Origin of the sequence: Clostridium sp. NSJ-145 (assembly GCF_021044725.1) — a bacterium.
GTDB classification, from domain to species: domain Bacteria; phylum Bacillota; class Clostridia; order Clostridiales; family Clostridiaceae; genus Clostridium; species Clostridium disporicum_B.
Genome location: NZ_JAJNOS010000011.1, coordinates 118025 through 129823 on the forward strand (window position 1 = coordinate 118025; position 11799 = coordinate 129823).

10 protein-coding genes are annotated in these 11799 nt (G+C 27.3%); all 10 read left to right on the forward strand.

Going from position 1 to position 11799, the window contains the following annotated elements; genetic code table 11:
• The first annotated feature begins 62 nt into the window (after positions 1-62).
• The 10 genes from galE to LQE93_RS11265 all read left to right on the forward strand — a co-directional run bounded on the left by galE (position 63) and on the right by LQE93_RS11265 (position 11793).
• Positions 63-1073: a UDP-glucose 4-epimerase GalE gene (galE, locus tag LQE93_RS11220; protein ID WP_231073683.1), complete on the forward strand. Its 1011-nt coding sequence runs from the start codon at positions 63-65 to the stop codon at positions 1071-1073.
• A gap of 286 nt (positions 1074-1359) precedes the next feature.
• The gene (locus LQE93_RS11225; RefSeq protein WP_231073685.1) at positions 1360-3249 is read left to right on the forward strand and encodes a cell wall-binding repeat-containing protein; all 1890 of its coding nucleotides are present in this window, start codon (positions 1360-1362) and stop codon (positions 3247-3249) included.
• Between the two features lie 456 nt (positions 3250-3705).
• Positions 3706-4362, forward strand: a complete 657-nt coding sequence (locus LQE93_RS11230) for a sugar transferase (protein WP_231073687.1) — start codon at positions 3706-3708, stop codon at positions 4360-4362.
• Positions 4363-4401: 39 nt separating this feature from the next.
• On the forward strand, positions 4402-5139 hold the full coding sequence (locus LQE93_RS11235; RefSeq protein ID WP_231073689.1) for a WecB/TagA/CpsF family glycosyltransferase: 738 nt from the start codon (positions 4402-4404) through the stop codon (positions 5137-5139).
• Between the two features lie 162 nt (positions 5140-5301).
• Positions 5302-6390 carry a glycosyltransferase gene (locus LQE93_RS11240; RefSeq protein WP_231073691.1) on the forward strand — a complete coding sequence of 363 codons (1089 nt, stop codon included), beginning with the start codon at positions 5302-5304 and terminating at the stop codon, positions 6388-6390.
• Positions 6391-6459: 69 nt separating this feature from the next.
• A complete protein-coding gene (locus tag LQE93_RS11245) occupies positions 6460-7653 on the forward strand; it encodes a hypothetical protein (RefSeq protein WP_231073692.1) in 1194 nt (397 codons plus the stop codon).
• 167 nt (positions 7654-7820) lie between these two features.
• A complete protein-coding gene (locus tag LQE93_RS11250; RefSeq protein ID WP_231073694.1) occupies positions 7821-8957 on the forward strand; it encodes a glycosyltransferase in 1137 nt (378 codons plus the stop codon).
• A gap of 32 nt (positions 8958-8989) precedes the next feature.
• Entirely contained in the window at positions 8990-9844 is an 855-nt protein-coding gene (locus tag LQE93_RS11255) for a glycosyltransferase family 32 protein (RefSeq protein ID WP_331000423.1), read from the forward strand.
• A complete protein-coding gene (locus LQE93_RS11260; RefSeq protein WP_231073698.1) occupies positions 9832-10797 on the forward strand; it encodes a glycosyltransferase family 2 protein in 966 nt (321 codons plus the stop codon). Before LQE93_RS11255 ends, LQE93_RS11260 begins: the two co-directional genes overlap by 13 nt.
• A 21-nt stretch (positions 10798-10818) precedes the next feature.
• Positions 10819-11793, forward strand: coding sequence for a glycosyltransferase family 2 protein (locus LQE93_RS11265; RefSeq protein WP_231073700.1), 975 nt, complete (start codon positions 10819-10821; stop codon positions 11791-11793).
• Positions 11794-11799 lie beyond the last annotated feature (6 nt).

The following is an 11799-nucleotide window of genomic DNA, read 5'->3' on the forward strand; positions in this document are numbered from 1 at the left end:
TTTACATTAGATGATATTAGTATATAATGATAGTGAAAATAAAATATGTGGAGGTATTAGAAATGGCAGTTTTAGTATCTGGAGGAATGGGGTACATAGGAAGTCATACAACTGTAGAACTTTTAAATGCAGGTTTTGATGTTGTAATAGCTGATGATTTAAGTAATAGTAAGGAATTGGTAAAAGATAGAATAGAAAAGATAACAGGGAAAACTACTAAGTTTTATAATGTAGATTTAACTAACGAAGAAGAAGCAGAGAAAGTATTTTTAGAAAATGATATAGATTCAGTAATTCACTTTGCAGCGTTTAAGGCAGTGGGCGAATCTGTAGAAAAACCACTTGAGTATTATTACAATAATATAACTAGTGCATTAGTAATGTTAAGACTTATGAGAAAGCATAATTGTAAGAACTTTGTATTTAGTTCTTCTGCAACAGTTTACGGAGATGCAAAAATTGTTCCGATAACAGAAGATTCTCCACTTTCAGCAACAAATCCATATGGAAGAACTAAGCTTATGATAGAAGATATGCTAAGAGATATCGCAAAAGCAGATGCAACATTAAATGTAGCTATTTTAAGATACTTCAATCCAGTAGGAGCTCATAAGAGTGGAACTATAGGGGAAGACCCAAATGGAATTCCGAACAACTTAATGCCGTATATAACAAAGGTTGCAGTTGGAGAATTAAAACAATTAAGAGTATTTGGAAATGACTATCCAACTCATGATGGAACAGGTGTAAGAGATTATATTCATGTTGTTGACTTAGCTCAAGGACATGTTAAGGCTCTTGAAAAATTAAAAACTAATCCAGGACTTGTAACTTATAATCTTGGAACAGGAAATGGATATTCAGTACTTGATGTTGTTAAAGCTTTCGCAGAAGCATCAGGTAGAGAAATACCATATGAAATAGTAGATAGAAGACCAGGAGATATAGCAACTTGCTATGCAGATCCAAAGTTAGCTAATGAAGAATTAGGATGGACTGCTAAAAGAGGAATTAAGGAAATGTGTGAAGATTCTTGGAGATGGCAAAGCAATAATCCAAAAGGATATAATTAGTCGTTTTAAGCTAAGATGAATAATTAGCTGATTATGAAGTAAAAGGTAATCTAGTAATTAAGTTATAATTTACTGCGCAAGCAGGATAGTTTTGTCAGTGAAAAAGTTTAAAGATATTAGATGTATATATGATTAATAAATAAAAGATTTATTTAAGAGGGGCAGAATTGTTCCTCTTAAATTTTTTGTTAAATTTAAATGGAAAACACAATAATTTGCTGTTTAATAAGAGGGAATAATGTAATATAATTAACTTGACTGTAATATAAAATGTGGAGGGGTAGAAGTGAAAGGATTAAATAAGATAAAGAAGATTTTAGCAGTTACTTTAGTTTCGTTGATGTTGAGTTCATATATTGTTCCAAATATAACTGCAAATGCAGGGGAGTTAAGTTCATCAATAGAAACTGAAAAGAAGCTAGAAAATATTATAAATCAGTATGGGCAAGAAAATATAATATTTGAAAATGGTAGAGTATTAGGGGTAGGGGATGTAATAGAATTAACTGATATTTTACCAGAAGTAAACGGTGAAGTTGAATTAATGACTTATGATGAAGGGATTATAAGTTTTGATGAAAAGAATATAAATGCTATAGGAGAAGGAACAACTTTCTTAATAGTTGAAGAAAGTGAAATGTATCACGTGTTAGAGATATATGTTGAAAATCCTGATATAGCTAAATATGCAAATAGAGCATCAATTGTAAATAGAGATCATTATGTTGTTTTTATAGATATTGGACATGGAGGAAAAGATCCAGGAGCATCTGCTAATGGGATAGTGGAAAAAAACTACAATTTAAATATAGGGTTAAAAATAAGAGATAATTTAAAAAGTAAGGGAATAGAAGTTGTAATGAATAGAGAGTCTGATATATATGTGGACTTTAAAGATACAGCATCAATGGCAAATGCTGCGAATCCAGATGCTTTTGTATCGTTACATAGTAATGCTGCAGCTAGTACTAGTGCTAATGGTATAGAAACTTTTTATAGTAAAGAAATGGATATACCTTTAGGAAATGAAGTACATAATAGACTTATATCAAATACAGGAGCAACTAATAGAGGATTAAAGTACGACACATATTATGTGACAAATCGAACTACAATGCCTGCAATACTTGTTGAGAATGGGTTTGTTACAAATGCTGCAGAGGCCGCAAGAATGAAAGAAGAAAGTTATCAAAATTCTATTATCAATGCTATAACCGATGGAATAGTAGCGTATTTAGCAAAAAACGTAGAACTTAATCCAGGAAAACAATTAACTGCAACAAGAATATATGGACAAACTAGATATGAGACTTCATATGAATTGTTTAGAAGAGGGTGGCAAGCAGCTGATACAGCTATATTAGTAACAGGGCAAGATTATCCAGATGCATTATCTGCAGCACCTTTAGCAGGTAAATTTGATGCACCAATACTATTAGTTAAAAATACTAGTTTAAGTAATCAGCCAGAATTAAAAAATATCTTAATTGAAAAAGGTGTTAGTAAAGTTTATATTGTTGGAGGAACAGGAATTATACCATCATCATTAGAAGATGAGCTTTCAAATATAGGTATATCAAGTAAGAGACTTGGAGGGAAAAATAGGTATAATACTTCAGTTTTAGTTGCTAATGAATTAGGATCTACAACAGGAGAAGTGGCAATAGCATATGGCCTTGGGTTTGCTGATGGATTATCAATTTCAGCAGTAGCGGCTATGAAAGGAATGCCGATTTTATTAACTGAGACTAATAGTCTACCATCAGATGTTAGTAATTATATAAAAAATAATGGTGTAAATAAGAGTTATGTTGTTGGAGGAACTGGAGTTGTATCAGACAGTGTGGCAAAACAGTTACCTAATGCAGAGAGGTTAGGAGGTAGTAATAGATATATTACTAACGCAAATGTCTTTAATAGATTCGAATCAGAATTAAATAATACTAATATATATATAGCATCAGGATTAGATTTTCCAGATGCCTTATCATCATCAGCTTTAGCTACAAGAAGTCATTCATTTGTATTATTAAGCAATACAAATAGTACAGAAGCTCCTATTAGAGATATATTGATTAATAATAGGGATAGTATTAATGAAGTATGTGTATTAGGAAGTAATAGATTAATAAGTGATAATATTCTTTATAATTTAGGAATTAGTACAATTAAATAAAGAAATTTAAAATTTTGACAAGGATAGATAAAAGTGTATATCGTATCCTTGTTTTTTTACATAAAAGCTAAAAAAAAATCGACAAATATTGCAATATACAGAAAAGAAGATTGAATTTAATTTAAAAAATAGTAGAAAAGTCATAAAAAAAATACTTATGATGGAATAATAATCCGAAATAGCTATAGAAAATAGAAAAAAATGACAAAATTAGATTTATAAATATCTAAAAAAAGTAAGAATATGAAGATTAAGATAAAAATTAGAGGTTCTATGAAATTTACGTTTATGATATAATGTTTGTACGAAATAATATTTAATTTAATAATGAATGTTTTAAAAGTATAAAAAGTGATTTTAGAAAGATTTAAAGGAATAAGTTGTAACAAACCCCTATTTGATAAATAGTGGTTTTTATTTTGTAAAAGTAAAATAATATATAGGTGGTTGGGGAAAATGAACAATTTAGCAATAAAAAAAGATGTTGAAGTTGTTATAAAAAAAGAAAAAAATGTATATAGGTTTTTTAAAAGAGCAATCGATATAATTGGATCTTTGATAGGATTAATTTTAGCAAGCCCTATATTATTAATAGTTGGAATGTTGATAAAATTAGAGTCTAAAGGTCCAATTGTTTTTTCACAAATACGAGTAGGTCTGAAAGGAAAAGAGTTTAAGATGTATAAGCTTAGATCTATGGTGGTAAATGCTGAAGAACTTAAAAAGAAGCTCGAAGAGCAAAATGAAATGTCTGGACCAATGTTTAAAATTAAAGATGATCCTAGAATAACTAAAGTAGGTAAATTTATAAGAAAAACCAGTATTGATGAGTTAGCTCAGTTAATAAATGTGTTAAAAGGTGATATGAGTCTGGTAGGACCACGTCCAAGTTTACCAAATGAGGTTGCTGAACTTGAACCATGGATGTTAGAGAGGTTAGAAGTAAAGCCAGGTTTAACATGTTATTGGCAAGTAATGGGCAGAAATAAGATAGGATTCGAAGAGTGGATGAAATTGGATATTAAGTATGTAAAAGAGAGAAGCTTATGGTTAGATGTAAAATTGATTAGCAAGACGTTTTTTGTATTATTTGGAGATAAAAATGCTTATTAATTATTGTGAGAAAATATGTTTTAGGATGGTGAAATACAAATGAATAAAACAAATTTTTATGGTATAAACATTGATATATTAAACACTAATGAAGTTTTAACTCTTTGTAATCAGTATTATTATGAAAATGAAGAGAGAGCAAAGACTATTTTGTTCTTAAATGCACATTACTATAATTTATCAGTTAAAGATTTAGAATATAAAAAGATATTAAACGAGTCTGATTTAGTATTGAATGATGGTATAGGTGTAAAGTTAGGATTAAAATTTAAGAAAATTAGTGAAAAAGAAAATATGAATGGAACAGATTTAATACCTAAGATTATAGAAATAGCTATAAAAAATAATAAGGGTATCTATTTGTTAGGTGGGGAACAGGGGATTTCTACGAAAGCAAAAGAGAATCTTCAAAAAAAATATAGTGATATAATTATTTCCGGAGAAAGAAATGGATTTATAAATAAAGAGGAAAATAAATTTATAATCGATGATATAAACACCTCAAAAGCTGAGCTACTTATTATAGGTATGGGAGCTCCGCTACAAGAGAAGTGGATAAATGAAAATAAGGAAAAATTGAAAAATGTAAAAATAATAATTGCTGGAGGAGCTATTTTAGATTTTTTATCTGGGAAAGTATCAAGAGCACCGATGTTTTTAAGAAAACTTAAGTTAGAGTGGCTATACAGATTATACTTAGAACCTAGACGACTTTTTAAAAGATATGTTATAGGAAATGTAATGTTTTTTATTAATATTTATAAAAATAAAAGCTAAAAATGTTGAATTAATCAAAGTAGTTATTGAAATATTTATTGAATAAATTTATGTTCATAATACATTAAGATCAAGAAATTAGTTATTATTTGTTTTGGATTATCAGTATTGATTTAGTTACATAATAATTTTCAGGTGTAAAATTATAGAATGGAGTTAAAGATGAAAAAAATTTTAATAATAAATAATGTCCCATTTGAAATGGGGGGAATGAGCTCAGTTATAGTAAATTATATAAACAATATGAACAGAAATGGTATGGAAATAACGTTAGTTGTAAATTCTAGAATTGAAAAAAATTATGAGGATAGTTTTTTGAAAGATGGAATTAAGATAATTAAATTAAGAAGAAATGATAGAGTTATAAGCTATATGTATGATTTATATAAGATAATGAAAAGTGAAAAATTTGATGTTGTTCATATTCATGGAAATAGCTCAACTATGGCATTTGAAACATTACCAGCATATATAAACAAAATTCCTAAAAGAATAGTACATTGCCATAATATATCATGTGAGCACGAAATGTTAAATAAGTTATTATGGCCAATATTAAAGAGAACATACACTTTAGCTCTTGCTTGTTCGAGTGAAGCTGGGGAGTGGCTATTTAAGAATCAAGAAAAGTTCCTAGTTTTAAATAATGCGCTAGATTTAAAAAAATATGAATTTGATGAAAATATCAGAAAAGAAGTTCGTGTAGAGTTAGGAATAAACGATATATACACAATAGGACATGTGGGGTATTTTAATAATCAAAAGAATCATGATAAATTGTTTCAAATAGTTAGTTGTTTGAAGAATAAAATTAATGTTCAATTATTATGCATATCTGGAGATATAGAAATACCAGCTAATATTAAAGAATTAATTAGAAAATATGAGTTAGAAGATAATGTTAAAATATTATTAAGAAGAACTGATGTAGACAGATTATTACAAGCAATGGATTTTTTTGTTTTTCCATCAAAATTTGAAGGGTTAGGACTTGCACTAATAGAAGCTCAAGCATCTGGATTACCTTGTTTAGCTTCAGATAAAATTCCGATGGAAGCTGGTATATGCAAGAATTTGGTGCAATATTTAAAATTATCGAATAGTGAGATTGAATGGGCAAAAAACATATTAAGTAGAGGTAAAGTGGAGTCAAGAAAACAGACATCAATAGAGGCGATTATTAGATTAAGAGAAGCAGGATATGATATTATTACAGAAGCAGAGCAACTTAGAAATATTTATGTAGAATAAGTATTTGTATATACGTAACTAATTAATAAAGCAACTATAACAGAAATATTTAAAAATAAGGAGCTTATAATGAAGGAAAGGATTCTTACAGAAAAAGTTTTAGGAGAGATAAAAAGTAATTTAATAGAAAAAGATTTTAAAAAATTAGGGACTATATTGATGATGCTTTATACATTTCTATTAAATGGATTTTACACATTAAATGGTTCAGTGAAATTTGAAAAACAAAAACTTATATTAGTTATATGTATAGCAATAGGAGGAGTAAAAGTAGTACTTGATTTTAAAGGTAAATTTAAAGAAAGGAAGTACTCAGATTTACTTGTAGTATCCTTAGCTTTGATAATAGGTGTTATTTTCTATTTTCATCATACAGACACAAGATTAGCTATAGGAATATTAACAATGATTTGCTATTTATATGAAGATATTGATGAAATAATAAAATACTTTTTTTATAGTAAATTATTCTTTTTCATAATAGCAATACTAACTGGTGGATATATGCACATTAATGGTGCAGCATTGCATGGAGGAATGGTTATATTACTATATGTTTGTATGAAGGATAATAAAATGAAGTGGGCAGATATTGCAACGATATTTATAGCATTTTTAATCCTTAGTTTATATACGGATAGTGGTTCAGCAAAAATTGGTATGATAGCTACTGTTATATTACTTTTAGTAGTGAAAAGTAAAAAGTTTATAAGGGTATATAAATCGAAACTACTTACATTTATATACCCAATTATTCTGTTTATTAATGTGTATTTTGCAAAATGTATTGAATTAGGTGGACAAATACCGTATATAGGCAAATTATTACCCAAAAAAATTGGTGAACAAATTTATAACGTTATACTTTTTTTAGATAGAGCAACTTCGAGTAGACTAACTTTAGCAGCATACTCGCTAAAACATTTAGGAACATCATTTTGGGGAGGAAATGTAGATTACTCTAAGTTAAATATTGGTGAGAATGGATATTTTAATTTGGATTCTGGCTTTATGTGGTTACTACAAGATTGGGGATATTTCATGACATTTATTTTTTGTATAGTTTCAATAATACTTATTTATTACTTTATAAAAAAGGAAAAATATAATTTCGTCATTGTAGCAGTAGTTATTGCACTATGGGGAGTAAATGAAGATATGCTTCTTTCAGTGGGAACTAATTTTTTATTTGGATTTGCATTAATTAGTGTTCTATATTTTTTTAATGAAAAGAAAATATTAAGCAATAATGAAAAAAATTAAATTTTATATAATTTATGAGAATAAATTATAATAGGTTTTCTACATTATGCATTTATTGAAATTCATTAAATAAGTTAAAACTAAAAATTTTTAGCGACTATTAATAAATAATTATAAATATGTAACTTATCTTAACTTAAATTTATTTAGTAGGTGATGAATAATATATGAAAAAAATAAGGGTGCTTCAATCAGTTGGAAGTTTAGGGGTTGGAGGAAATGAAATTTTTGTAATGAATTTCTTTAGAAATATAGATAAAGAAAAATTTCAGGTTGATTTTGTAATATACGATGATAGAAAAATGGATTTTTACGATGAAGTAATTGCTGCAGGAAGTAAAGTATATATATGCAAATCAAATATGGACAATAAATACTTAAATTTCTTATATACAATAAAGAAAGTAATTAAAATATTGAGAAATAATAAATATGATATAATACACTGTCATTCTTGTTCTTTTATTGGAATTTTTAAAGGAGCAATAGCAGGAAATTTAGTGAAAGGAACTAAAGTTATTTCACATTCACATAATCCTGGAATGCCAAAAAATACATTTACTGATGAAATTATAAGGAATGTATCAAAAAAATATTTATCTAGAATTGTTGATTTTGGGTTTGCATGTTCTGATATTGCTGGAGAAAGTAAGTATACTGATAAATTTATAAAAAGTAGTAAGTATGCAATTATTAATAATGCTATTGAGGTCAATAAATTTATTTTTAATGAAAATATTAGAAATGAGATGAGAAAAAAATATGATATCAGCAATAATGAAGTTGTTATAGGAAACATAGGGCGATTAGAAATCCAGAAAAATCAAGAATTTTTATTGAAAATTTTTGCTGAAATTCAAAATAAAAATAGTTTAGCTAAGTTAATAATTATTGGAGAAGGAAGCCTAGAAGAGAGTTTAAAAAAATGTGCTATAAAAAATAGGATAGAAGAAAATGTAATATTTGCAGGAAAAGTAAGTAATCCTGAAAAGTATTATCATATGATGGATACCTTTGTCTTAACATCTTTTTATGAAGGTTTTCCTTTTGTTATGGTAGAATCGCAAGTAAATGGGTTACCAGCTGTAGTTTCTAATGCTATTACAAAGAGTGTTAATATTTTAGGAAATGTGGAATTTGTTTCTTTAGATGATAGTGTAGAAATATGGGCAGATAAAATATTGAAAAATTGTAGAGAAATAGAAAGTGTTGTTTGTAACAATTATATATATGAAGAATATGATTTAAAATATCAAGCTAAGAAATTAGAGAAATATTATGTAGAATTATTAAATTTAAAATAGAAAAGTTTGATTTTAGATAAAGTAAGTGAAATGTGGAAATTTTTTTCAAGAGGAGAAAAAAGATGAGTATACCTAAAATAATACATTATTGTTGGTTTGGTAGGGGAGAAAAAAATGAACTTTTTTACAAGTGTTTAGAAAGCTGGAAACTATATTGTCCTGATTATGAAATAATCGAATGGAATGAAGATAATTACAATATAAAAAATCAGTATGTAAAAGATGCTTATAAAGAGAAAAAGTGGGCATTTGTAACGGATTATGTAAGATTAGATGTTGTATATAATAATGGAGGAATCTATTTAGATACAGATGTAGAATTAGTAAAGCCATTAGATTCTTTGATAAACTTACATGCATATTTTGGAGTAGAATCTCAAGACTTAAATGTTAATACAGGATTAGGATTTGGAGCAGAAAAACATAGTAGTATTGTTAAAGATTTAAGAGATATTTATGAAAATATTTCATTTTATAAAGGCAATGGTGAATTGAATTTAACTCCATGTACATATTATTCTACTAACTACTTTGAAAAAATAGGATATAAAAAAAATAACGAAACACAGATGGTTCAAAATGTCAAGATATTTTCTAGTGAGATTTTAAGTCCGTACAATTATAAAAATGCTAGTATGACTAATAGTGAGAATACAATATCTATACATTGGTATGATGCATCTTGGAATGATGAGGATAATAAAAAAATACATAAGGTAGAAGTTAAGATAAGAAACAATTTTCCGAATATAATTGGAGACGTATTTTGTTTTATATATAGAAAGTCATATAGAGTTATTAAAGCTATTCAGCGAGGTGAATTAGTTAATTTGTTTATTAAAAAATTAGGAAACATAAAGGAGAAAAATGCTAAATGTGTAAAATAACAGTTTTTACAGCAACATATAATAGGAAACATTTATTAGAGAAACTTTATGAATCATTAAAGAAACAAACCAATAAAGACTTCGAATGGTTAATTATAGATGATGAATCAAGTGATCAAACTGACGAGTTGGTTAATCTGTGGATTAAAAAGGAAAATAATTTTTCTATAAGATATATGAAACAAAATCATGGTGGAAAACATAGAGCATTAAATAAAGGTTTTTTTGAAGCTAAGGGTGAGTATTTTTTTATTGTTGATAGTGATGATTATTTGACTGACAATGCTATAGAGATAGTTTGTAAATGGATAGAAACCATAGAAAAATCAGATGAAAAATTAGCCGGAATAGCAGGATTAAAAGCATACCAAAATGGTGTAGTAAGTGGAGGAACTCCTAAAATAAATAAAGATGGATACATAGATACAGATTGTTTTTCAAGAGAAAAATACAATCTAACTGGAGAAAAAGCAGAAGTTTTTAAAGTTGAAGTTTTAAAACAGTATTTATTTCCAGAATTTGAAGGAGAGTTTTTTGTTACAGAAGATGTTTGTTGGAATTCCATATATGGTGATGGATATAAGTTAAGATGGTTTAATGAAGTTATATATATATTCGAGTATTTAGATGATGGATTAACAAAGACTGGATTGAATGAAATTAATGGACATGTTAAAAATTATAATGGGTATTGTTATTATATTAAACAGTCTTTAGAGTTATTTGGAGCGTTAAATAGACCTAGACTGTTTAAAACATTTATTGAAGTCGCAAAACAGAAAAACAGGAGTTTTTCTCAAATGGCAGAGGATTTAAAAATTAGTAGAATACAATTATTAAACCAATTTTTATTATTGCCATTTGGGTTTGCAAAAAGTGGAATTAGAATTTTAAAAAAAGATGGAATAAAGGCAATAATAGATAGATTCAAATATTTAAAACTCGAATATTAAACTTTAAATGAGGAGAAAACTATGAAGGATTTAATTTCTGTAATAATTCCTGTTTACAACGTTGAGGAATATTTAGATAGATGTTTAGATAGTGTAGTAAGACAAAAATATAGTAATCTAGAGATAATATTAATAAATGATGGGTCAACTGATCAGAGTGGTGAAATATGTAATAAATGGATTAAGGAAGATAATCGTATTAAGGTTATTCATCAAAAAAATCAAGGTGTATCGGCAGCAAGAAATGCTGGATTAAACATTGCTACTGGTAATTTTATAGGCTTTGTTGATCCAGATGATGTAATTTCTTTTGATATGTATAGTTCTATGATTGAAAATATGAGAAAGACTAATGCAGATGTAGTTGCATGTGGGGTAAGTGAAATTTTCTTAGATGGTAGTAAACACGTATATAAAGAAGGAAATAAGCCTATAAAATTGGATAAAGATCAAGCGATTAATCAAGCTCTTATATTATCAAATGATATAGGGGGAGTAGTTTGGGATAAGTTATGGAAAAGGGAAATAGTTAATGATGTTAGATTTAATACTTCGCTTTCAATAGCTGAGGATAGACTGTTTTGTATAATGGCCTTATTAAAATGTAATTATTTTTATCGAGATTTTACTCCTAAATATTATTGTATAAAGAGAGAAAAATCTGCTACACAATCAAAATTCTCCCAAAAAAACTTTGATATAGTTTTATCAGCAGAGTTAGCAAGAAGCGAGGTAATAAGTCATTCTAATGACTATATGAAAGTTGCAAATTTACATCTTGTTATAGCATGTATGGATGTAATACATGCAATTTTAAAGATTAATGGTAAAGAAATATATGAAAAAGAGTATGAGAAAATAATACAATTGTTGAAGAGTATTTCTATTAGGCATATATCTAAAGAAGTAAGTAATAAATTTAAAATACAATTTAAAATGATAAAAACATTTCCTAATTTGTATATAAGATTATGGCAAATTAGGAAAGGAAAATAATTAGTT